The following is a 23,180-nucleotide window of genomic DNA, read 5'->3' on the forward strand; positions in this document are numbered from 1 at the left end:
TCCAGGAACAAGGAAATCATCATGATCGCAGCCTCCATCAAGGCCGAAGTCGTCAAAGACAACGCCCGCGCCGCCAACGACACTGGCAGCCCAGAAGTGCAAGTCGCACTGCTGACCGCCCGCATCAACGAGCTCACCCCCCACTTCAAGACGCACGCCAAGGACCACCATGGTCGTCGCGGCCTGCTGCGCATGGTGAGCCGCCGCCGCAAGCTCCTGGACTACCTCAAGTCCAAGGACGCCGACCGTTACACCGCGCTGATCGCCAAGCTGGGTCTGCGCAAGTAAACCGAATCGCATGAAAAAACGCCTGGGTTAGTCCGCTAGCTCAGGCGTTTTTTACTTCGCGATCCACTTTCGGAGTGCCCAAACAGAGCGAAGCTGTGTCATTCCAATGAAGTTCGCCCGAGCTTCGCTGGAATGGCATCGTGTTCTGAGAAGCCTCCGCCCCTTGCGGGCCCTGTGTGGCCTGCTACTAAAACAGGAGCAAAAATGAGCCTCTTCAACAAAGTCACCAAGTCGTTCCAATGGGGCGACAAGACCGTCGTCATGGAAACGGGTGAAATCGCCCGCCAAGCCAGCGGCGCCGTGCTCGTCGACATCGACGGCACCGTGATCCTGGCGACCGTGGTCGCTTCCAAGTCGGCCAAGCCCGGCCAGGACTTCTTCCCGCTGACCGTCGACTACATCGAGAAGACCTATGCCGCCGGCAAGATCCCCGGCAGCTTCTTCAAGCGCGAAGCCAAGCCCAGCGAACACGAAACGCTGACCAGCCGCCTGATCGACCGCCCGATCCGCCCGCTGTTCCCCGAAGGCTTCCTGAACGAAGTCCACGTGGTCATCCACACGGTCTCGCTCAACCCCGAAGTCGACGCCGACATCGCCGCCATGATCGGCGTGAGCGCCGCGCTCTCGATCTCCGGCGTGCCGTTCAACGGCCCGATCGGTGCCGCCCGCGTGGGCTACATCAACGGCCAGTACGTGCTGAATCCGGGCCAGACCGCCCGCAAGGATTCGCAGATGGACCTCGTCGTTGCCGGCACGCAAGCCGCGGTGCTGATGGTCGAATCCGAAGCCCTGCAACTCAGCGAAGAAATCATGCTGGGCGGCGTGGTGTTCGGCCATGAGCAAGCCAACATCGCCATCAACGCGATCCATGAACTCGTGCGCGACGCCGGCAAGCCGGTGTGGGACTGGAAGGCCCCCGCCGAAGACGAAGCCTTCGTCGCCAAGGTCAAGGGCCTGGCCGAGGAAAAGCTGCGCGCCGTCTACCAGATCCGCAGCAAGCAAGCGCGTACGCAAGCCCTGCGCGAGGCCAACGCCAGCGTGCTCGAGGCACTGAAGGCCGAAGGCGCCGAATTCGACTCCGGCAAGGTCAGCGACCTGCTGTTCGCCATCGAATCGAAGATCGTGCGCAGCCAGATCCTGTCGGGCGAGCCCCGCATCGACGGCCGCGACACCCGCACCGTGCGCCCCATCGAAATCCGCAACTCGGTGCTGCCCCGCACCCACGGCTCGGCCCTGTTCACGCGCGGTGAAACGCAGGCGCTGGTCATCACCACGCTCGGTACCGAACGCGACGCGCAGCGCATCGACGCGCTGGCCGGCGAGTACGAAGACCGCTTCCTGTTCCACTACAACATGCCTCCCTTCGCCACCGGTGAAGTGGGCCGCATGGGCTCGACCAAGCGCCGCGAAATCGGCCACGGCCGCCTGGCCAAGCGCGCGCTCGTCGCCGTGCTGCCGAACAAGGAAGAGTTCCCGTACACGGTGCGCGTGGTCTCGGAAATCACCGAGTCGAACGGCTCCTCGTCGATGGCTTCGGTCTGCGGCGGCTGCCTGTCGATGATGGACGCCGGCGTGCCCATGAAGGCGCACGTGGCCGGTATCGCCATGGGCCTGATCAAGGAAGACAACCGCTTCGCGGTGCTGACCGACATCCTGGGCGACGAAGATCACCTGGGCGACATGGACTTCAAGGTTGCGGGTACCACCAACGGCATCACCGCCCTGCAGATGGACATCAAGATCCAGGGCATTACCAAGGAAATCATGCAGGTCGCACTGGCGCAAGCCAAGGAAGCGCGCATGCACATCCTGGGCAAGATGCAGGAAGCCATGGGCGAGGCCAAGGCCGAAGTCTCCAGCTTCGCTCCGCGCCTGACCACGCTGAAGATCAACCCCGAGAAGATCCGCGACGTGATCGGCAAGGGCGGCTCGGTCATCCGCGGCCTGCAGGAAGAAACCGGCACGACGATCAACATCGACGAAGACGGCACCATCACCATCGCCTCGACCGATCCGGAAAAGGCCGAGCTGGCCAAGAAGCGCATCGAGCAGATCACGGCCGAAGTGGAAATCGGCAAGGTCTACGAAGGCCCGGTCACCAAGATCCTGGACTTCGGCGCGCTCATCAACCTGCTGCCCGGCAAGGACGGCCTGCTGCACATCAGCCAGATCGCGCACGAGCGCGTCGAGAAGGTGACCGACTATCTGAGCGAAGGCCAGATCGTGAAGGTCAAGGTTCTCGAAACCGACGAAAAGGGCCGCGTCAAGCTGTCCATGAAGGCCCTGACCGAGCGTCCGGCCGGCATGGAATTCAGCGAGCGGCCGCCGCGCGAAGACCGTGGCGATCGCGGTGACCGTGGCGGCGAGCGCCGCGAGCGTTCGGACCGTGGTGATCGCGGCGACCGTGGCGACCGCGGTGGTGATCGTGGCGAGCGCGCACCGCGCTTCAACGACCAGCAACAGCAACCGCGCAACGAGCAGCCGCAGGCTCCGGCCGGCGAGCAGCAACAGCAAGCCCCGCGCGAGCCTCAGGAGTAAGAAGGGCGCAACGGCGGTCTCGTGCCGCCGTTGTCATCTTTTGAAAAGCAAGCTTCGCCCCATCTGCGGGCGCAGGAGGCCGAAAGACCATGAAAGCCATTGAAATCACTTCGTTCGGCGCCCCCGAGGTGCTGCGCGTCGCGCAGCGTCCCGACCCGGTCGCCGGTGCGGGCGAGCTGCTGATCCGCGTTGCGGCAAGTGGTGTCAATCGCCCCGACGTGCTGCAGCGGATGGGCAACTATCCGGTGCCGCCGGGCGCATCCGATCTGCCGGGCCTCGAAGTGGCCGGCGAGATCGTCTCGGGCGACGCCGCGGCCTTGGCCGAGGCGGGCTTCAAGATCGGCGACCGCGTCTGCGCGCTGATTGCAGGCGGTGGCTATGCGCAGCTGTGCGTGGCGCCCGTCGTGCAATGCCTGCCCGTGCCCAAGGGCTGGAGCGATGTCGAGGCGGCTTCGCTGCCGGAGACTTTCTTCACCGTGTGGAGCAACGTGTTCGAGCGCGGCCGCCTGCAAAAGGGCGAAACGCTGCTGATCCAGGGCGGCTCGAGCGGCATCGGCGTGACGGCGATCCAGATCGCCAAGGCGCTCGGCGCGATCGTGATCGTCACGGCCGGCAGCGACGACAAGTGCGAAGCCTGCAAGAAGCTGGGCGCTGACTATGCCATCAACTACCGCACGAGCGATTTCGTCGAAGAGGCGAAGAAGCTCACGGGAGGGAAGGGCGTGGACGTGGTGCTCGACATGGTCGCGGGCGACTACGTGGCGCGCGAGATCGAGTGCCTGGCCGAAGACGGCCGGCTCGTGATCATCGCGGTGCAGGGCGGCGTGAAGAGCCAGATCAATGCCGGCCTCGTGCTGCGCAGGCGGCTCACGATCACCGGCTCGACGCTGCGTCCGCGTCCGGTGGCGTTCAAGGGCGCCATTGCCAAGGCGCTGCGCGACAAGGTCTGGCCGCTGCTCGAGAGCGGTGCGATCAAGCCCGTGATCCACAGCACTTTTGCGGCAGCGGGTGAACCGAGCGGCGCGGCCCAGGCTCACACGCTGATGGAATCGAACCAGCACATCGGCAAGATCGTGCTGACATGGTGACGAGAAGAACGCGATGACAACCAAGAAGAAGCTGATCGCCGGCAACTGGAAGATGAATGGCAGCCTGGCTGCCAACGAAGCGCTCGTGAAGGCGCTGCAGCAAGGCCTGGCCGCAAGCCCGGCCGCGTGCGACGTGGCGCTGTGCGCGCCCGCACCGTACTTTGCGCAACTGCAGTCGCTGCTGGCGGGCTCGCCTGCTCTGGCGTTGGGTGCGCAGGACATTTCGGCGCATCCGCAAGGTGCGTTCACCGGCGAGCAATCGGCGGCGATGCTGAAGGACTTCGGCGTGCGCTACGCGATCGTCGGTCACTCGGAGCGTCGCCAGTATCACGGCGAAACCGATGAAGTCGTGGCGGCAAAAACCGCTGCTGCATTGGCCAACGGCATCACGCCGATCGTCTGCGTCGGCGAAACGCTGGCACAGCGCGAAGCAGGGCAGACCGAAGAAGTCGTCAAGCGCCAGTTGGCTGCAGTCATTCATGTGAACGGTCATTGCATCAGCGAGATCGTCGTGGCCTATGAGCCTGTCTGGGCCATCGGCACGGGCAAGACGGCCACGCCGGAGCAGGCGCAGGCAGTGCATGCGGTGTTGCGCGCGCAGTTGCACCATGCGGCGAGCGAGCACGCGGCGACCATCAAGATCCTCTACGGCGGCAGCATGAACGCGGCGAATGCCGCGGAGCTGCTGTCACAGGCCGACATCGACGGCGGCCTCATCGGCGGCGCGTCGCTCAAGGCGCCCGACTTTTTGCAGATCATCTCTGCCGCTGCACGCTGAATGCGGGCAACGGCGGCAATCAATTAGGAGTAAGAACGAATGAACGTGGTCCTCAACCTTCTGGTCGGCGTGCAGATGCTGGCAGCCCTTGTGATGATCGGCCTGATCCTGATCCAGCACGGCAAGGGTGCCGACATGGGCGCTGCTTTCGGCAGCGGCAGTGCCGGCAGCCTGTTCGGTGCCAGTGGCAGCGCCAACTTCCTGTCGCGCACCACGGCGGTGCTTGCCGCGGTGTTCTTCGCATGCACGCTGCTGCTGGCTTATTTCAGCCATGCACGTCCTGCTGGCGGTGGCAGCCTGCTCGAGCGCGCTGCTGTCGGCGCACCTGCGGCACCGGCTGCGCCTGCTGCTCCCGCGGCCGGCGAAATCCCTGGTGCAGCGGCTCCTGCAGCCCCTGCATCGGCTCCTGCCGCGCCCGCTCCGGCGCCGGGCCAGATTCCCAGCAAGTAATCAACTCGTTTTCATGAGCTGTCAGTGAAAAACGGCTCATTTTCAGGGTAAACTCTAAATCTGTTCGGAAAGCCAAATACCTGTTGCAGGTACCTCATGCCATCCGAACAGTAAAAACCGCGGTCGTGGTGAAATTGGTAGACACGCTATCTTGAGGGGGTAGTGGCGAAAGCTGTGCGAGTTCGAGTCTCGCCGACCGCACCAAATCTCATCGGCAGAAAACCTCATCCAGAGGTTCTTCTTGCCGGTGGCAAGCGGTGAAAAACTCTCGATGAATCTCGACTCCTACCTCCCCGTCCTTTTGTTCATTTTGGTCGGAGTCGGCGTAGGCGTCGCCCCTCAGGTCATCGGATACATTCTCGGCCCCAATCGGCCCGACGCCGCAAAGAACGCTCCCTACGAGTGTGGCTTTGAAGCCTTCGAGGATGCGCGCATGAAATTCGACGTGCGCTATTACCTCGTCGCCATTCTCTTCATCCTGTTCGATCTCGAAATTGCCTTTCTCTTTCCGTGGGCCATTGCGCTCAAGGAGATCGGTGCTGTCGGCTTCTGGGCCATGATGATCTTTCTCGCCATCCTCGTCGTGGGCTTCGCCTACGAGTGGAAAAAAGGCGCGCTCGACTGGGAATGACAAGGAAGCTACACAATGGCCATTGAAGGCGTTCTCAAAGAAGGTTTCGTCACCACGACCTATGACTCGGTCGTGAACTGGGCGAAGACCGGATCTCTCTGGCCGATGACATTCGGCCTTGCATGCTGCGCTGTCGAAATGATGCACGCGGGCGCTGCCCGCTACGACATCGACCGCTTCGGCATGCTGTTCCGCCCCAGCCCGCGCCAGTCCGATCTGATGATCGTGGCCGGCACGCTGTGCAACAAGATGGCGCCGGCATTGCGCAAGGTCTACGACCAGATGCCCGAGCCGCGCTGGGTGCTGTCGATGGGCTCGTGCGCCAATGGCGGTGGCTACTACCACTACAGCTATTCGGTCGTGCGCGGCTGCGATCGCATCGTGCCGGTCGACGTCTATGTGCCGGGTTGCCCGCCCACCGCCGAAGCATTGCTTTACGGCGTGATCCAGCTGCAGCAGAAGATTCGCCGCACCAACACCATTGCCCGCGCCTGAGAGATTGCCGACGATGACTGACTTTGCAATTTCGCCGGAGGTGCTGCGCGCCACCATCGCCGAGACCCTCGGCGACAAGGCCAAGAGCGTGACGATCGCTCTCGGCGAGGTGACCGTGGTGGTCGACTCGACCGACTACATCGATGCCGCACTGCTGCTGCGCGACGCGCCCGGCTGCCGTTTCGAGCAGCTGATCGACCTCTGCGGCATGGACTATTCCGATTACCGCGAAGGCGAGTGGCAGGGCGATCGCTATGGCGTCGTCACGCACCTGCTTTCCGTGAGCCTCAACCAGCGCGTGCGCCTCAAGGTGTTTGCATCGAGCGAAGACCTGCCCGTGGTCGATTCGCTGCAGCCCGTCTGGAATGCCGCCACCTGGTTCGAGCGCGAAGCGTTCGACCTCTATGGCATCGTGTTCGAAGGCCACGACGACCTGCGCCGCATCCTGACCGACTACGGTTTCATCGGTCACCCGTTCCGCAAGGACTTCCCGGTGTCGGGTCATGTCGAAATGCGTTACGACGAAGAGCAGAAGCGCGTCGTCTACCAGCCGGTATCGATCGAGCCGCGAGAAATCACCCCGCGCGTGATCCGCGAAGACAACTACGGCGGCGGTTTGCACTGACAGATATGGCCGAAATCAAGAACTACACACTCAACTTCGGTCCCCAGCATCCGGCGGCGCACGGCGTGCTGCGCCTGGTGCTCGAGCTGGACGGCGAAGTGATCCAGCGTGCCGACCCCCACATCGGCCTGCTGCATCGCGCGACCGAAAAGCTCGCCGAATCGCGCACTTTCATCCAGTCGCTGCCGTACATGGACCGTCTCGACTACGTGTCGATGATGTCTAACGAGCACGCCTATTGCCTCGCCATCGAGCGGATGATGGGCCTCGAAGTGCCGATCCGCGCGCAGTACATCCGCGTGATGTTCGCCGAGATCACCCGCCTGCTGAACCACCTCCTGTGGCTCGGCGCGCACGGTCTCGACTGCGGTGCGATGAACATGCTCATCTACTGCTTCCGCGAGCGCGAAGACCTGTTCGACCTGTACGAAGCTGTGTCCGGCGCGCGCATGCATGCGGCGTACTTCCGTCCGGGCGGTGTCTATCGCGATCTGCCGGATGCAATGCCGCAGTACAAGGTCAGCAAGATCAAGAACGCGAAGGCCATCGAGAAGCTCAACGAGAACCGTCAGGGCTCGATGCTCGACTTCGTCGACGACTTCTGCAAGCGCTTCCCGAAGATGGTCGACGAGTACGAAACGCTGCTCACCGACAATCGCATCTGGAAGCAGCGCACCGTGGGCATCGGCGTGGTCACGCCGGAGCGTGCGCTGAACCTCGGTTTCACCGGCCCCATGCTGCGTGGCTCGGGCATCGAATGGGACCTGCGCAAGAAGCAGCCCTACGACGTCTACGACCGCATGCAGTTCGACGTGCCCGTCGGCAAGACCGGCGACTGCTACGACCGCTACCTGGTTCGCGTCGAAGAGATGCGCCAGGCCAACCGGATCATCCAGCAGTGCTCGGCCTGGCTGCGTGCCAACCCCGGTCCTGTCATCACCGACAACCACAAGGTCGCCGCGCCCGCGCGCGAATCGATGAAGGCGAACATGGAGGAGCTGATCCACCATTTCAAGCTCTTCACCGAAGGCTTCCATGTGCCCGAAGGCGAAGCGTATGCCGCCGTCGAGCATCCGAAGGGCGAGTTCGGCATCTATCTCGTGAGCGACGGCGCCAACAAGCCGTACCGCCTGAAGATCCGCGCCCCTGGTTTCCCGCACCTCGCCGCCCTCGACGAAATGTCGCGCGGTCACATGATCGCCGACGCTGTCGCGGTGATCGGCACGATGGACATCGTGTTCGGCGAGATCGACAGGTGAGAAAGAGCGAATGACTTCCTCGACCCACCATCACACGGCGCCTTCGGCGCCTTCTTCCCCTCTGCAGCCTGCGATCCTCGAGCGCTTCGCGCGCGAGGTGGCCAAGTACCCCGAAGCCGGCAAGCAATCCGCCGTGATGGCCTGCCTGGCCATCGTCCAGCAGGACGAAGGCTACGTCAGCCTGCAGCGCGAACGCGAGATCGCCGAGTACCTCGGCATGGCGCCCATCGCCGTGCATGAAGTGACGACCTTCTACAACATGTACAACCAGCATCCGGTGGGCAAGTTCAAGCTCAACGTGTGCACCAACCTGCCTTGCCAGCTGCGTGACGGCGTCACGGCGCTCGTGCATCTCGAGAAGAAGCTCGGCATCAAGATGGGCGAGACCACGGCCGACGGCCTGTTCACGCTGCAGCAGAGCGAATGCCTGGGCGCCTGCGCCGATTCGCCCGTGATGCTGGTCAACGACCGCACCATGTGCAGCTTCATGAGCAACGAAAAGCTCGACCAGCTCATCGACGGCCTGCGCGGCGCCGCGCAGGCGGCCAAAGGGGAGGCTTCGTGATGTCGCCCGAACAAGTTCTCCAGCAGTTCCAGGCAACGGGCGTCCAGACCTGTTTCCATGACCGCCACATCGAGCCGCAGATCTACGCGGGCCTCGACGGCACCAACTGGCGTCTGGCCGACTACGAAGCACGTGGCGGCTACCAGGCCCTGCGCAAGATCCTCACCGAAGGCCTCACGCCCGACCAGGTGATCGCCGAAGTCAAGGCTTCGGGCCTGCGCGGCCGCGGCGGCGCCGGGTTCCCCACGGGCCTGAAGTGGAGCTTCATGCCCCGCCAGTTCCCGGGCCAGAAGTACCTCGTCTGCAACTCGGACGAAGGCGAGCCGGGCACGTGCAAGGACCGCGACATCCTGCAGTTCAACCCGCACATCGTGATCGAAGGCATGGCCATCGCCGCATACGCGATGGGCATCAGCGTGGGCTACAACTACATCCACGGCGAGATCTTCCAGAGCTACGACCGCTTCGAGGAAGCCCTCGAAGAAGCGCGCGCCGCCGGCTACCTCGGCGACAAGATCATGGGCAGCACGTACAACTTCCAGTTGCACGCCGCTCACGGCTTCGGCGCGTACATCTGCGGTGAAGAAACCGCGCTGCTCGAATCGCTCGAAGGCAAGAAGGGCCAGCCGCGCTTCAAGCCGCCGTTCCCTGCCAGCTTCGGCCTGTACGGCAAGCCGACCACCATCAACAACACCGAGACCTTCGCGGCGGTGCCCTGGATCATCCGCAACGGCGGTCCGGCCTACCTCGAGTGCGGCAAGCCGAACAACGGCGGCACCAAGATCTACTCGGTGAGCGGTGACGTCGAGCTGCCCGGCAACTACGAAGTGCCCATGGGCACGCCGTTCTCCAAGCTGCTCGAGCTCGCGGGCGGCGTCCGAAAGGGCCGCACGCTGAAGGCCGTGATTCCCGGCGGCTCGTCGTCGCCGGTGCTGCCGGCCGACATCATGATGGCCTGCACCATGGACTACGACTCCATCGCCAAGGCCGGCTCCATGCTGGGCTCGGGCGCGGTGATCGTCATGGACGACAGCCGCTCGATGGTCGAGTCGCTCAAGCGCCTCTCGTACTTCTACATGCACGAATCCTGCGGCCAGTGCACGCCTTGCCGCGAAGGCACGGGCTGGCTCTACCGCGTGGTGGACCGCATCCATAACGGCCAGGGCAAGCCCAGCGACATGCAGTTGCTGGACTCCGTCGCCGGCGACATCATGGGCCGCACCATCTGCGCGCTCGGCGATGCCGCGGCCATGCCCGTGCGCGCCATGATCAAGCACTTCCGTCACGAGTTCGAAGCCCTGATTCCGGGCCACGTTCCGACGGCGCCCGTCAAGGCCTGAGCGCGAGAAGAAACATACTCATGATCGAAATCGAACTCGACGGCAAGAAGGTCGAAGTGACCGAAGGCAGCATGGTGATGCATGCGGCCGACAAGGCGGGCACGTACATCCCGCACTTCTGCTATCACAAGAAACTCAGCATCGCGGCCAACTGCCGCATGTGCCTCGTCGACGTGGAAAAAGCGCCCAAGCCGATGCCGGCCTGCGCCACTCCCGTCACGCAAGGCATGATCGTTCGCACCAAGAGCGAGAAGGCCATCAAGGCGCAGCAGTCGGTCATGGAGTTCCTCCTGATCAACCACCCGCTGGATTGCCCCATCTGCGACCAAGGCGGCGAATGCCAGCTGCAAGACCTGGCCGTGGGCTACGGCGGTTCTTCCTCGCGCTACGAGGAAGAAAAGCGCGTCGTGTTCCACAAGGACGTCGGCCCGCTGATCAGCATGGAAGAAATGAGCCGCTGCATCCATTGCACGCGCTGCGTCCGCTTCGGCCAGGAAGTGGCCGGCGTGATGGAGCTCGGCATGTCGCACCGCGGCGAACATTCCGAAATCGAGACCTTCGTCGGCGACTCGGTCGATTCCGAGCTGTCGGGCAACATGATCGACATCTGCCCGGTCGGCGCGCTCACGAGCAAGCCCTTCCGCTACAGCGCCCGCACCTGGGAACTGTCGCGCCGCAAGTCGGTGAGCCCGCACGACTCCACCGGTGCCAACCTGATCGTCCAGGTCAAGAACAACCACGTGATGCGCGTGGTGCCGCTCGAGAACGAAGACGTCAACGAATGCTGGATCGCCGACCGCGATCGCTTCTCGTACGAAGCGCTCAACGGCACTGAACGCCTGACGCAGCCCATGCTGAAGCAGGGCGGTCAATGGCAGCAGGTCGACTGGCAGACGGCGCTCGAATACGTCGCCAACGGTCTGAAGCAGATCAAGGCCGACCACGGCGCCCAAAGCATCGGTACGCTGGTCAGCCCGCACAGCACGCTCGAAGAGCTGCAGCTGGCCACCATGCTCACGCGTGAACTCGGCAGCGACAACATCGACTACCGCCTGCGCAACGCCGAGTTCGCGGCGTTCGAAGGCGTGCGCTGGCTCGGCACCTCGATCGCCTCGCTCACGCAAGTGCAGCGCGCGCTGGTCGTGGGCTCGAACCTGCGCAAGGAACATCCGCTGTTCGCACAGCGCATCCGCCAGGCCGTGCGCAAGGGCGCCGCGCTGTCGGTGATCACCTCGGCCAGCCTCATGGCCGACCGCAACGCCTGGGCCATCGACGTGGCGCAGTCGTCCATCGTCGAAGCCGACCAGTGGGTCGAGGCGCTGGCCGCCGTGGCTGCCGCCATCGGCGAGACCAACGGCGCAGCCGCGCCGCTGGCGCCGAAGAACGCACCCGACGCCGCCGCCAAGGCCATCGCGGCCTCGCTGCTGAGCGGCGAACGCAAGGCCGTGCTGCTCGGCAACGCCGCCGCCCATCACGCCCAAGCCAGCAGCCTGCTGGCACTGGCGAACTGGATCGGCGCGCAAACCGGCGCTACCGTCGGTTACCTGACCGAAGCCGCCAACACCGTGGGCGCACAGCTCGTCGGCGCGTTCCCGAAGAACGGCGGCCTCGATGCCGGCCGCATGCTCGCCGCCGGCTCCGGCCTGAAGGCCGTGCTGCTGCTGAACAACGAGCCGGTGTTCGACTCGGCTGCCGGCAAGGCCGCGGCCGATGTCATCGGCAATGCGCAGATGGTCGTCACGCTGAGCCCCTTCAAGGCCAACCTCGAGTTCAGCGACGTGCTGCTCCCGATCGCTCCGTTCACCGAAACCCCCGGTACCTTCGTCAATGCCGAAGGCCGCCTGCAAGGTTTCCATGCCGTCGTGAAGCCGCAAGGCGAAACGCGTCCGGCGTGGAAGGTGCTGCGCGTGCTGGCCAACCTGCTGGGCTTGCCGGGCTTCGCGTTCGAATCGACCGCCGAAGTGCTGGCCACCATCGGTGACAAGGGCGCCGTGCCTGCCAACGCACTGAGCAACGCGACCGCCGCCGCTGCCGTGGCTTCCAACGGTGCGGCCGCCGCGCCCGTGGTCGCGAGCATCTACCAGCTCGACTCCATCGTGCGCCGCGCGCCGTCGCTGCAACTGACTGCCGACGCGCGCAACGCATCGGCCGGGTCGAACGTGACGGCTCGTGCCGAGGAGGCACTGGCATGATCGTCGACACCATTCATGGCTTCGGCCAGGGTCTGGTTGCCGCAGGCTGGTGGACCGGCGTGGTCTGGCCCGTGGTCTGGACGCTGATCAAGATCATCGTCGTCGTGATCCCGCTGATGCTGGCCGTGGCGTACCTCACGCTGTGGGAACGCAAGGCCATCGGCTTCACGCAGATCCGCATCGGCCCGAACCGCATCGGACCGCTGGGCCTGCTCCAGCCGATCGCCGACGCGCTCAAGCTGATGACCAAGGAAATCATTCTTCCGACGGTCGCCAACAAGGGCCTGTTCCTGCTCGGCCCGATCATGACCATCATGCCGGCGCTGGCCGCATGGGCCGTGATTCCCTTCGGTCCCGACGTGGCGCTGGCCAACATCAACGCCGGCCTGCTGTTCGTGATGGCCATCACCTCGCTCGAGGTGTACGGCGTGATCATCGCCGGCTGGGCATCGAACTCGAAGTACGCCTTCCTGGGCGCGCTGCGCGCCTCGGCACAGATGGTGAGCTATGAAATCGCGATGGGCTTCTGCTTCGTCGTGGTGCTGATGGTCACCGGCAGCCTGAACATGAGCGAGATCGTGAACGTTCAGGGCAAGGGCATGTTCGCCAACATGGGCGTCGGCTTCCTGTCGTGGAACTGGCTGCCGCTGCTGCCGATCTTCGTCGTCTACTTCATCTCGGGCCTGGCCGAAACCAACCGTCACCCGTTCGACGTGGTGGAAGGCGAGTCCGAAATCGTGGCCGGTCACATGATCGAGTACTCGGGCATGAGCTTCGCGATGTTCTTCCTGGCCGAGTACGCCAACATGTGGCTCGTCTCGATCCTGACCGTGGTGCTGTTCCTCGGTGGATGGCTGCCGCCCTTCGAGTTCCTGAGCTTCATTCCGGGCTGGATCTGGCTGGGCGCCAAGACCTTCTGCGTGGTCACCATGTTCCTGTGGGTGCGCTCGACGTTCCCGCGCTTCCGTTATGACCAGATCATGCGTCTGGGCTGGAAGATCTTCATTCCCGTCACCCTCGTGTGGCTGGTCGTGGTCGGTGGCTGGATGCAGACGCCGTTCAACATCTGGAAATAACAGGAAGCGCCAACACCATGTCTGCTGCGCACACCGCAACACCGTCCGCGCCGTTCTCGCTCAAGGACTTCCTGGGCAGCTTCATGCTGTTCGAACTGTTCAAGGGCCTGGCCATCACCGGCAAGTACGCCTTCGCCCGCAAGATCACGGTGCAGTTCCCCGAAGAGAAGACGCCGCTGTCGCCGCGCTTCCGCGGCCTGCACGCGCTGCGCCGCTACGAAAACGGCGAAGAGCGCTGCATCGCCTGCAAGCTCTGCGAAGCCGTTTGCCCGGCGCTGGCCATCACCATCGAATCCGAAGTGCGTGACGACGGTTCGCGTCGCACCTCGCGCTACGACATCGACCTGACCAAGTGCATCTTCTGCGGCTTCTGCGAAGAAAGCTGCCCGGTCGACTCGATCGTCGAGACGCACATCTTCGAATACCACGGCGAAAAGCGTGGCGACCTGTACTTCACCAAGGACATGCTCCTGGCCGTGGGCGATCGCTACGAAAACGAAATTGCAGCGAACAAGGCGGCCGACGCCAAGTACCGCTGATCCGACCAGCCCGAACCCCGTACCAATTCGAATTCCAATGGACGTCAAGACCGGTCTGTTCTATCTGTTTGCCGCGGTGCTGCTGTTCGCAGCCTTCCGCGTCATCACTTCCCGCAACCCCGTGTACGCAGCGTTGTACCTGGTGTTGGCCTTCTTCCAGGCATCGGCCATCTGGCTGCTGTTGCGCGCCGAGTTCCTCGCGATCTCGCTGGTGCTCGTGTACGTGGGCGCCGTGATGGTGCTGTTCCTGTTCGTCGTGATGATGCTGGACATCAACGTCGACAGCTTGCGAGAGGGCTTCTGGAAGCACTTTCCGCTGGCTGCGGGCGTCGGTGCGCTGATCGCGCTGGAAATGGCGGCCGTGCTGATGGGCGGCTTCCGCCTCGGCGAAGCGCGCGTCACCAGCGGCGCCATGGCCGCCGACAGCTCGAACACGCTCGAACTCGGCAAGCTGCTGTATTCGCAATATCTGTATCCGCTCGAAATTGCCGCTGTCATCCTGCTCGTGGCCATCGTGGCTGCCATTGCGTTGACATTGCGCACTCGCAAGGACAGCAAGTACACCAACCCGGCCGATCAGGTGCGCGTGAAGGCGCGCGACCGCGTGCGCATCGTGCAGATGCCCGCGACGCGTGCGGCCGAACCTGTGGCTGAAGCTGCACCTGCGGACGCGGTAAAGGAAAACAAGGCATGACGCTCACGCTCGGACACTTTCTTTCGCTCGGCGCGATGCTCTTCGCGCTGTCTGTGATCGGCATCTTCCTGAACCGCAAGAACCTGATCGTTCTGCTCATGGCCATCGAGCTGATGCTGCTGGCCGTCAACATGAACTTCGTGGCGTTCTCCCACTTCCTGGGCGACATGCACGGACAGATCTTCGTGTTCTTCATCCTGACGGTGGCCGCGGCCGAGTCGGCCATCGGGCTGGCGCTGCTGGTTCTGCTGTTCCGCAACAAGTCGAACATCAACGTCGACGAACTCAACTCGCTCAAGGGTTGAACGCAACATGAGCGCAACCCTTTCCGCATCCACATTGCTGGCCGTGCCGCTGGCACCCCTGGTCGGCGCTGCCGTCGCAGGCCTGTTCGGCACCAAGTTCGGCGGCAATCACATCGGCCGCAAGGTCACGCACTCGCTCACCATCCTGGGCGTGCTGGTCGCTTTCATCATCTCGGCCATGACGCTCAAGAGCGTGATCGTCGACGGTGCCCGCTTCAACGCCACCCTTTACGAGTGGATGGTCGTGGGCGGTCTGAAGATGGAAGTCGGCTTCATGGTCGACGGCCTCACCGCCATGATGATGTGCGTCGTGACCTTCGTGTCGCTGATGGTCCACATCTACACCATCGGCTACATGGAAGAAGACGACGGCTACAACCGCTTCTTCGCGTACATCTCGCTGTTCACCTTCTCGATGCTGATGCTCGTGATGAGCAACAACATGCTCCAGCTGTTCTTCGGCTGGGAAGCGGTGGGCCTGGTGTCGTACCTGCTGATCGGTTTCTGGTTCAACAAGCCGACCGCGATCTTCGCGAACATGAAGGCCTTCCTGGTCAACCGCGTGGGCGACTTCGGCTTCATCCTCGGCATCGGCCTGATCGCGGCCTACGCCGGCACGCTGAACTACACCGAAGCCTTCGCCAAGGCAGGCACGCTGGCCGGCATCACGTTCCCGGGCACCGAGTGGATGCTCATCACCGTGATCTGCATCTGCCTGTTCATCGGCGCGATGGGCAAGAGCGCGCAGTTCCCGCTGCACGTGTGGCTGCCCGACTCGATGGAAGGCCCGACGCCCATTTCCGCGCTGATCCACGCGGCAACGATGGTGACGGCCGGCATCTTCATGGTGGCGCGCATGTCGCCGCTGTTCGAACTGAGCGACACGGCCCTGAGCTTCATCCTCGTGATCGGCGCCATCACCGCGCTGTTCATGGGTTTCCTGGGCATCATCCAGAACGACATCAAGCGCGTGGTCGCGTACTCGACGCTTTCGCAGCTCGGCTACATGACGGTGGCGCTGGGCGCCTCGGCCTACTCGGTCGCGGTGTTCCACCTGATGACGCACGCGTTCTTCAAGGCGCTGCTGTTCCTCGGCGCCGGCTCGGTGATCATCGGCATGCATCACAACCAGGACATCCGCTGGATGGGCGGCGTGCGCAAGTACATGCCCATCACCTGGATCACTTCGCTGCTGGGTTCGCTCGCGCTGATCGGCACGCCGTTCTTTGCCGGCTTCTACTCGAAGGACAGCATCATCGAAGCGGTGCACGAAAGCCACCTGTGGGGCGCGAACTTCGCGTACTACGCTGTGCTGGCGGGCGTGTTCATCACGGCGTTCTATTCGTTCCGCATGTACTTCCTGGTCTTCCACGGCAAGGAACGCTACGACCAGAACCCCGACGCGCACCATGACGACCATGGCCACGGTCATGACGATCATGGTCACGGCCATGACCACAAGCCGCACGAGTCGCCCTGGGTGGTCTGGCTGCCGCTGGTGCTGCTGGCCATCCCCTCGGTGGTGATCGGCTTCATGACAATCGAACCGATGCTCTTCGGCGAGTTCTTCAAGAACGCGATCTTCGTGGACGGTGCCAAGCACCATGCCATGAAGGAGCTGGAAGAGGGCTTCCACGGTCCGGTGGCCATGGCCATCCACGGCCTGACGACCGCACCGTTCTGGCTGGCGCTGGCCGGCGTGGTCCTGTCCTGGTACATGTACATGATCAACCCGGCGCTGCCGGCCGCTATCAAGCGTGCCTTCGGCCCGATCTATCGCCTGCTTGAGAACAAGTACTACATGGACTGGTTCAACGAGAACGTCATTGCCCGCGCCACCCGCGCGCTCGGCACCGGCCTCTGGAAGGGCGGCGACCAGGCGCTGATCGACGGCGCCGTCGTGAACGGCTCGTGGAAACTGGTCGGCCGGATTTCGGGTGTGGTGCGCTGGATGCAGTCGGGCTACATCTATCACTACGCCTTCGCGATGCTGCTCGGCATCTTCATCCTGATGACGTACTTCGTCTGGTTCAAACGCTGAGCCTGAACGCTGGAGAAAAAGAAAAATGGGTTTGTTGAGCCTTGCCATCTGGGTGCCGATCGCATTCGGCGCCGTGCTGCTGGCGTTTGGCCGTGACGAGCACGCCAAGGGCGTCCGTTGGGTCGCGCTCGTCGGTGCCATCGTGAGCTTCCTGGTCACGGTGCCGCTGTTCACGCGCTTCCAGAACGGAACCGCCGCCATGCAGTTCGTCGAGAAGACGAGCTGGATCTCTCGCTTCAACGTCAACTACCACCTCGGGGTCGACGGTCTGTCGCTCTGGCTGGTGCTGCTGACGTCGTTCATTACCGTGATCGTCGTGATCTCGGCCTGGGAAGTGATCACCGAACGCGTGAACCAGTACATGGGCGCGTTCCTGATCCTGTCGGGCTTCATGATCGGCGTGTTCTCGGCGCTCGACGGCGTGCTGTTCTACGTGTTCTTCGAAGCCACGCTGATCCCGATGTACCTGATCATCGGTATCTGGGGCGGCCCGAACAAGATCTACGCGGCGTTCAAGTTCTTCCTGTACACCTTGCTCGGCTCGCTGCTGATGCTGGTGGCGCTGATCTTCCTGTACAACAAGTCGGGCGGCAGCTTCGACATCCTGGCCTGGCACAAGCTGCCGCTGGGTTCGACCGCGCAGACCTTCCTGTTCTTCGCCTTCTTCGCGGCCTTCGCGGTGAAGGTGCCGATGTGGCCGGTGCACACTTGGCTGCCCGACGTGCACGTCGAGGCCCCCACCGGCGGTTCCGCCGTGCTGGCCGCGATCATGCTGAAGCTGGGTGCCTACGGCTTCCTGCGCTTCTCGATGCCGATCGCACCGGACGCCTCGCACGAATGGGCTTGGCTCATGATCGCGCTGTCGCTGATCGCCGTGATCTACGTGGGCCTGGTTGCACTGGTGCAGCAGGACATGAAGAAGCTGGTGGCTTACTCGTCGGTGGCCCACATGGGCTTCGTGACGCTCGGCTTCTTCATCTTCAACGAGCTCGGCGTGTCCGGCGGCATCGTGCAGATGATTGCGCACGGCTTCGTGTCGGGCGCCATGTTCCTGGGTATCGGCGTGCTGTACGACCGCGTGCACTCGCGCCAGATCGCCGACTACGGCGGCGTGGTCAACACCATGCCCAAGTTCGCCGCGTTCGCGCTGCTGTTCGCCATGGCCAATTGCGGCCTGCCGGGCACCGCCGGTTTCGTGGGCGAGTGGATGGTGATCCTGGGGGCGGTCAAGGCCAACTTCTGGATCGGCCTGGGCGCTGCTACCGCGCTGATCTTCGGCGCGGCCTACACCCTGTGGATGTACAAGCGCGTGTACCTCGGCCCGGTCGGCAACGACCACGTCAAGGAACTGAAGGACATCAACGCGCGTGAATTCCTGATGCTGTCGCTGCTGGCCATCGCCGTGCTGTGGATGGGCCTGTATCCGAAGCCCTTTACCGATGCGATGGACGCCTCGGTGACCGAGCTCCTGCGCCACGTGGCAGTTTCGAAGCTGCCCTCCTGATGCCACGCTGAATAAGAGAACGAGATGATTGACAAAATCAGCTGGGTCACGATCTACCCTGAAATCGTGTTGCTGGTCATGACCTGCATCATTGCGCTGGTCGACCTGTCGGACACGAGCCCGCGCCGTACCCGCACCTATGTGCTCACGCTGCTCACGCTGGCCGTGGTCGCCGTGCTGTCGGGCCTGCAGGCCTACGACGCCAAGACGGCCTACGGCTTCGGCGGCATGGTCGTCAGCGACCCGATGGGCAACTGGCTCAAGTGCTTCGCCACCGTGGCCTTGATGGTCACGCTGGTCTACGGCCGCCCCTATGCGGCCGACCGCGAGATGCTGCGCGGCGGTGAGCTCTTCACCGTCAGCATGTTCGCGCTTCTGGGCATGTTCGTGATGATCTCGGGCAGCAACTTCCTGCTGATCTACCTGGGTCTCGAACTGCTCACGCTCTCGAGCTACGCACTGGTTGCTCTGCGTCGCGACAACGCGGTGGCCAGCGAAGCCGCCATGAAGTACTTCGTGCTCGGCGCCATGGCCAGCGGCTTCCTGCTGTACGGCTTGTCGATGATGTACGGCGCGACCGGCTCGCTCGACGTCAACGAAGTCTTCAAGACCATCGCGAGCGGCAAGGTGAATCACCAGGTGCTGGTGTTCGGCCTGGTGTTCATCGTGGCCGGCCTGGCATTCAAGGTGGGCGCCGCGCCGTTCCACATGTGGGTGCCCGACGTCTACCAGGGCGCACCGACGGCCATCACGCTGCTGATCGGCGCCGCGCCTGAACTGGCCGCCTTCGCCATCATCATCCGCCTGCTGGTCGACGCACTGCAGCCGCTGGCCATCGACTGGCAGCAGATGCTGGCGGTGCTCGCCATCGCCTCGCTGCTGGTCGGCAACCTGGCCGCCATTGCGCAGAGCAACCTGAAGCGGATGCTCGCGTACTCGACGATCTCGCAGATGGGCTTCATGCTCCTCGGCCTGGTCGCCGGCTCGGACCAGCAGGGCACCTACAACGCCCAGTACGCCTACAGCGCCTCGATGTTCTACATCGTGACCTACGTGCTGACCACGCTGGCCAGCTTCGGCATCATCCTGCTGCTGGCGCGCGAAGGCTTCGAGAGCGAAGAGATCACCGACCTGGCCGGTCTCAACCAGCGCAGCCCGCTGTACGCCGGCGTGATGGCCATCGCGATGTTCTCGCTGGCCGGCCTGCCGCCGCTGGTCGGGTTCTACGCCAAGCTGGCGGTGCTGCAGGCGCTGATCGCCTCGGGCCACGCCATCTACATCGGCCTGGCCGTGTTCGCGGTGATGATGTCGCTGATCGGCGCGTTCTACTACCTGCGCGTGGTCAAGGTCATGTACTTCGACGCACCTGTCACGGCCACCACCGTGTCGGCGCCGCGCGATGTGCGGGCCGTGCTCACCATCAACGGCGCGCTGATCCTGATCCTGGGCATCGTGCCCGGCGGACTGATGACGCTCTGCTACGACGCGATCGTGGCCACGCTGGCCCACTGACGCGGCCGACCTCGGGTGTCGCAAACCGCGTCTGTCTGGGTCGTGTTGCTGGTGGCCCTCGTGGCCGCCAATCTGCCGTTCTTCAACGACCGCCTTTTCGGCGTCGTGCCGCTGCCGACGAATCCCAAGTCGCTTGCGGTACGCCTCGCCGAACTGGTGGTCTTGTACTTTCTGGCCGGCGGCATCGGGCTGCTGTTCGAGCGCAGGGCAGGGCAGATCGCGGCGCAGGGCTGGGAGTTCTATGCGGTGACGGGCGCGCTGTTCATCGTGCTCGCCTTTCCGGGGTTCACCTGGCGCTACCTGATGAAACACAGGCACTGACGACGACATGACTGCATCACCCACCGCTGCCACCGCCGATTCGCACCTGAGGGAAGAACTCACGAAGAGCGAAGACCTCTTCAAGGGCAATTTCCTGAAGGCCAAGCGCGACACCATTCGCCTGCCCGACGGCAATACCTCCACGCGCGAGTACATCGTGCATCCCGGGGCGGTGGTGGTGATTCCGATGCTGGACGACGGCCGGGTGGTGCTCGAGCGCCAGTTCCGCTATCCCGTCGGCCATGTGATGGTCGAGTTCCCGGCGGGCAAGCTCGACGCGGGCGAAGACCCCTTCGTCTGCGGCAAGCGCGAACTGCTCGAAGAAACGGGCTACACCGCGCGCGAATGGGCGCATGCGGGTGCCATGCACCTGGCGGTGGCGTACTCGACCGAGATCATCCATATCTATTTCGCGCGCGGCCTCTCGCTGGGCGAGCGACAGCTCGACCACGGCGAGTTCCTCGACGTGTTCACGGCCACGCCCGAAGAGCTGGCCGGCTGGTGCCGCGACGGCACCGTTACCGACGCCAAGACGCTGACCTGCACCCTGTGGCTGCAGAACGTCATTTCGGGCGCATGGGCACTGGACTGGACGGCCCTGGCCGGTCAAGGCGGCGCGGGATAATCCGCGCATGAAGGTTCTTGATCTCCGCTGCGCACATGGCCACGGCTTCGAAGGATGGTTCGCGTCCAACGAAGCCTTCGACAGCCAACTGGCCAGCGGGCTGGTCGAATGCCCGGTCTGCGGCGACACCGCCATCGTCAAGCTGCTGAGCGCACCGCGGCTGAACCTGGGCAACGCCAAGGCGCCGCAGGAAAACGCGCCGGCTGCAGCACCGCAACCACAGCAGCAGCTGCCGGCCGAGCAACTCTCACCTGAAGCCCGCTGGATGCGCGCCGTGCGAGAGGTGCTCGCCAAGACAGAAGACGTCGGCGAACGCTTTGCCGACGAAGCCCGCAAGATGCATTACGGCGAAGCCCGAGAGCGCGGCATCCGCGGGCAGGCAACGCCCGAACAGACGGAAGCGCTGCTCGACGAAGGCATTCCGGTGATGGCGCTGCCGATTCCGGCGGCGCTGAAGGAAACGCTGCAGTAGTAGCAGCGGCTCTTCGGCCTTTCCTCAGGCCGTGAACTGAAGCGCCGCGAGGCGCGCATACACGCCGCCCTGCGCCACCAGCGCCGCGTGCGTTCCCTGCTCGACGATGCCACCGTGGTCCAGCACGATGATGCGGTCGGCTTTCTGCACCGTCGCCAGCCGATGCGCAATCACGAGCGTCGTGCGGCCTTCCATGGCCGATTCGAGCGCCGCCTGCACCATGCGCTCGCTCTCCGCGTCGAGCGCGCTCGTGGCTTCGTCGAGCAGCAGCAGCGGCGGGTTCTTGAGGATGGCCCGTGCGATCGCGATGCGCTGGCGCTGTCCGCCCGACAGGCGCACGCCGCGCTCGCCGAGGAAGGTGTCGTAGCCCTCGGGCAGGGCCTGCAGGAAGTCGTGCGCGAAGGCGGCGCGGGCGGCGGCGTGCACTTCTTCAGCGGTGGCTTCGGGGCGGCCGTAGCGGATGTTCTCGAACGCGCTGGTCGAGAAGATCACCGCGTCCTGCGGGACCAGGCCGATGCGGGTGCGCAGATCGGACAGGGCGAGCGACGCCAGCGGCGCGCCGTCGAGTATCAGCCGGCCGGATTGCGGGTCGTAGTAGCGAAGCAGCAGCTGGAACACCGTGCTCTTGCCGGCACCGCTCGAACCGACCAGCGCCACCGTCTCGCCCGGTGCGACGTCGAGGCTGAAATCGCGCAATGCCGGCGTGCCTGGCCGAGAGGGGTAGTGGAAAGTCACCGCGTCGAAGCGGATGGCGCTGCCCGCCGCGGGCACTGGCGTGACCGCCGGGTTGGCCGGTGAAAAGATGGCGCTGGGTGCGTGCAGCAGTTCCATCAGGCGTTCGGTGGCGCCAGCCGCGCGCAGCAGGTCGCCGTAGACCTCGCCAAGCACCGCGGTGGCGCTGGCAAGAATGGCGACGTACACGACCGTCTGGCCCAGGTGCCCGGCCGTGATGTCGCCGCGCAGCACCGCCTGCGTGCCCTGATACAGGCCCCACAGAAGTGCCGCCGAGGTGGCGATGATGATGAATGCCACCAGCACCGAGCGCGCCTTGGTGCGTCGCACCGCGGTGCGGAAGGCGTTTTCGGTCGATCCGTTGAAGCGGCTGGCCTCGCGGCCCTCGGCCGTGTAGCTCTGCACCACTGGAATCGCGTTCAGCACTTCGGCGGCGATGGCGCTCGAGTCGGCCACCCGGTCCTGGCTGGCGCGAGACAGCTTGCGCACGCGGCGTCCGAACCACATGCTCGGCAACACCACCAGCACGAGGATGCCCAGCACCTGCACCATCACATAAGGATTGGTCCAGACCAGCACCGCCAGCGCGCCCACGCCCATCACCGCGTTGCGCAGTCCCATGCTGAGCGAGGAGCCGACCACCGTCTGGACCAGCGTGGTGTCTGCCGTGAGGCGCGAGAGCACCTCGCCGGTCTGCGTGGTCTCGAAGAACGCCGGGCTCTGCTTCAGCACGCGCCCGTAGACCGCGTTGCGGATGTCGGCGGTCACGCGCTCGCCCAGCCAGCTCACCGTATAGAAGCGCGCCGCCGAGAAAAGGCCCAGCGCCACGGCCACCGCGAAGAGGGCGCCGAAGTGGTCGCGCAGCGCCATGGTCTGCGCGCCCTTGTCGGGGTTGACGAAGCCTCCGTCAATCAGGCTTCGCAAGGCGATAGGAAAAGCCAGCGTGGTGACCGCCGCCATCACCAAAAACACCCCCGCCAGGACGATCTGGACCCGGTAGGGGCGAAGAAAAGGGCTCAGGCCCGACAGCGACCGGGGCGAGCCCTTGGCCATGGAAGACGGAGGGGTAGAAGCCATGCAGCGATTCTACCGAACCCTTGCCCTTACAAA

At 64.2% G+C, this 23,180-nt stretch carries 23 protein-coding genes and 1 tRNA gene; 23 read left to right on the forward strand and 1 reads right to left on the reverse strand.

The window, feature by feature from the left end; translation table 11 throughout:
* Positions 1–21 precede the first annotated feature (21 nt).
* The 23 genes from rpsO (at position 22) to L3V85_RS14035 (ending at position 21,338) form a co-directional block, all read left to right on the forward strand.
* Entirely contained in the window at positions 22–288 is a 267-nt protein-coding gene (gene rpsO / locus L3V85_RS13925; protein ID WP_007837783.1) for a 30S ribosomal protein S15, read from the forward strand.
* 204 nt (positions 289–492) lie between these two features.
* Positions 493–2,826, forward strand: coding sequence for a polyribonucleotide nucleotidyltransferase (gene pnp / locus L3V85_RS13930; protein ID WP_237679774.1), 2,334 nt, complete (start codon positions 493–495; stop codon positions 2,824–2,826).
* An 89-nt stretch (positions 2,827–2,915) separates the two neighbouring features.
* Positions 2,916–3,914, forward strand: coding sequence for an NAD(P)H-quinone oxidoreductase (locus tag L3V85_RS13935; RefSeq protein WP_237679775.1), 999 nt, complete (start codon positions 2,916–2,918; stop codon positions 3,912–3,914).
* 13 nt (positions 3,915–3,927) lie between these two features.
* Positions 3,928–4,692 carry a triose-phosphate isomerase gene (gene tpiA, locus L3V85_RS13940; protein WP_237679776.1) on the forward strand — a complete coding sequence of 255 codons (765 nt, stop codon included), beginning with the start codon at positions 3,928–3,930 and terminating at the stop codon, positions 4,690–4,692.
* A gap of 39 nt (positions 4,693–4,731) precedes the next feature.
* Positions 4,732–5,142: a preprotein translocase subunit SecG gene (gene secG, locus L3V85_RS13945; RefSeq protein ID WP_237679777.1), complete on the forward strand. Its 411-nt coding sequence runs from the start codon at positions 4,732–4,734 to the stop codon at positions 5,140–5,142.
* Positions 5,143–5,261: 119 nt separating this feature from the next.
* Positions 5,262–5,346, forward strand: a tRNA-Leu gene (locus tag L3V85_RS13950).
* 67 nt (positions 5,347–5,413) lie between these two features.
* Entirely contained in the window at positions 5,414–5,773 is a 360-nt protein-coding gene (locus L3V85_RS13955; protein WP_012748607.1) for an NADH-quinone oxidoreductase subunit A, read from the forward strand.
* 15 nt (positions 5,774–5,788) lie between these two features.
* A complete protein-coding gene (locus tag L3V85_RS13960) occupies positions 5,789–6,268 on the forward strand; it encodes a NuoB/complex I 20 kDa subunit family protein (RefSeq protein ID WP_007837763.1) in 480 nt (159 codons plus the stop codon).
* Between the two features lie 13 nt (positions 6,269–6,281).
* Positions 6,282–6,893, forward strand: a complete 612-nt coding sequence (locus tag L3V85_RS13965; protein ID WP_237679778.1) for an NADH-quinone oxidoreductase subunit C — start codon at positions 6,282–6,284, stop codon at positions 6,891–6,893.
* 5 nt (positions 6,894–6,898) lie between these two features.
* Positions 6,899–8,152 (forward strand): NADH-quinone oxidoreductase subunit D, encoded by a 1,254-nt coding sequence (locus tag L3V85_RS13970; RefSeq protein WP_237679779.1) that lies wholly within the window; start codon positions 6,899–6,901, stop codon positions 8,150–8,152.
* A 10-nt stretch (positions 8,153–8,162) separates the two neighbouring features.
* Positions 8,163–8,717, forward strand: coding sequence for an NADH-quinone oxidoreductase subunit NuoE (nuoE, locus tag L3V85_RS13975; protein WP_237679780.1), 555 nt, complete (start codon positions 8,163–8,165; stop codon positions 8,715–8,717).
* Positions 8,717–10,057 carry an NADH-quinone oxidoreductase subunit NuoF gene (gene nuoF / locus L3V85_RS13980; RefSeq protein WP_237679781.1) on the forward strand — a complete coding sequence of 447 codons (1,341 nt, stop codon included), beginning with the start codon at positions 8,717–8,719 and terminating at the stop codon, positions 10,055–10,057. Before nuoE ends, nuoF begins: the two co-directional genes overlap by 1 nt.
* 20 nt (positions 10,058–10,077) lie before the next feature.
* Entirely contained in the window at positions 10,078–12,249 is a 2,172-nt protein-coding gene (gene nuoG / locus L3V85_RS13985) for an NADH-quinone oxidoreductase subunit NuoG (RefSeq protein WP_237679782.1), read from the forward strand.
* The gene (gene nuoH / locus L3V85_RS13990; RefSeq protein WP_409195238.1) at positions 12,246–13,325 is read left to right on the forward strand and encodes an NADH-quinone oxidoreductase subunit NuoH; all 1,080 of its coding nucleotides are present in this window, start codon (positions 12,246–12,248) and stop codon (positions 13,323–13,325) included. The genes nuoG and nuoH overlap by 4 nt, the downstream gene beginning before the upstream one ends.
* Positions 13,326–13,342: 17 nt before the next feature.
* Entirely contained in the window at positions 13,343–13,864 is a 522-nt protein-coding gene (gene nuoI, locus L3V85_RS13995) for an NADH-quinone oxidoreductase subunit NuoI (RefSeq protein ID WP_237679783.1), read from the forward strand.
* A gap of 37 nt (positions 13,865–13,901) precedes the next feature.
* Complete coding sequence (locus L3V85_RS14000) at positions 13,902–14,558, forward strand: NADH-quinone oxidoreductase subunit J (RefSeq protein ID WP_237679784.1); 657 nt, start codon at positions 13,902–13,904, stop codon at positions 14,556–14,558.
* Entirely contained in the window at positions 14,555–14,863 is a 309-nt protein-coding gene (gene nuoK / locus L3V85_RS14005; protein ID WP_019653383.1) for an NADH-quinone oxidoreductase subunit NuoK, read from the forward strand. The genes L3V85_RS14000 and nuoK overlap by 4 nt, the downstream gene beginning before the upstream one ends.
* 7 nt (positions 14,864–14,870) lie before the next feature.
* Positions 14,871–16,904 (forward strand): NADH-quinone oxidoreductase subunit L, encoded by a 2,034-nt coding sequence (gene nuoL / locus L3V85_RS14010; RefSeq protein ID WP_237679785.1) that lies wholly within the window; start codon positions 14,871–14,873, stop codon positions 16,902–16,904.
* A gap of 25 nt (positions 16,905–16,929) precedes the next feature.
* A complete protein-coding gene (locus L3V85_RS14015) occupies positions 16,930–18,408 on the forward strand; it encodes an NADH-quinone oxidoreductase subunit M (protein ID WP_237679786.1) in 1,479 nt (492 codons plus the stop codon).
* Positions 18,409–18,432: 24 nt separating this feature from the next.
* Complete coding sequence (gene nuoN / locus L3V85_RS14020; protein WP_237679787.1) at positions 18,433–19,920, forward strand: NADH-quinone oxidoreductase subunit NuoN; 1,488 nt, start codon at positions 18,433–18,435, stop codon at positions 19,918–19,920.
* Between the two features lie 15 nt (positions 19,921–19,935).
* Complete coding sequence (locus tag L3V85_RS14025) at positions 19,936–20,241, forward strand: DUF2818 family protein (RefSeq protein WP_237679788.1); 306 nt, start codon at positions 19,936–19,938, stop codon at positions 20,239–20,241.
* A gap of 7 nt (positions 20,242–20,248) precedes the next feature.
* Positions 20,249–20,866: an NUDIX domain-containing protein gene (locus tag L3V85_RS14030; RefSeq protein WP_237679789.1), complete on the forward strand. Its 618-nt coding sequence runs from the start codon at positions 20,249–20,251 to the stop codon at positions 20,864–20,866.
* Positions 20,867–20,873: 7 nt separating this feature from the next.
* Complete coding sequence (locus L3V85_RS14035) at positions 20,874–21,338, forward strand: DUF1178 family protein (RefSeq protein ID WP_237679790.1); 465 nt, start codon at positions 20,874–20,876, stop codon at positions 21,336–21,338.
* A gap of 24 nt (positions 21,339–21,362) precedes the next feature.
* On the opposite strand, the gene L3V85_RS14040 is transcribed toward L3V85_RS14035, so the two are convergent.
* Positions 21,363–23,147, reverse strand: a complete 1,785-nt coding sequence (locus tag L3V85_RS14040; protein WP_237679791.1) for an ABC transporter transmembrane domain-containing protein — start codon at positions 23,145–23,147, stop codon at positions 21,363–21,365.
* Positions 23,148–23,180: the final 33 nt, after the last annotated feature.

The sequence above is a fragment of the Variovorax paradoxus genome, assembly GCF_022009635.1.
Taxonomy (GTDB): Bacteria; Pseudomonadota; Gammaproteobacteria; order Burkholderiales; family Burkholderiaceae_C; genus Variovorax.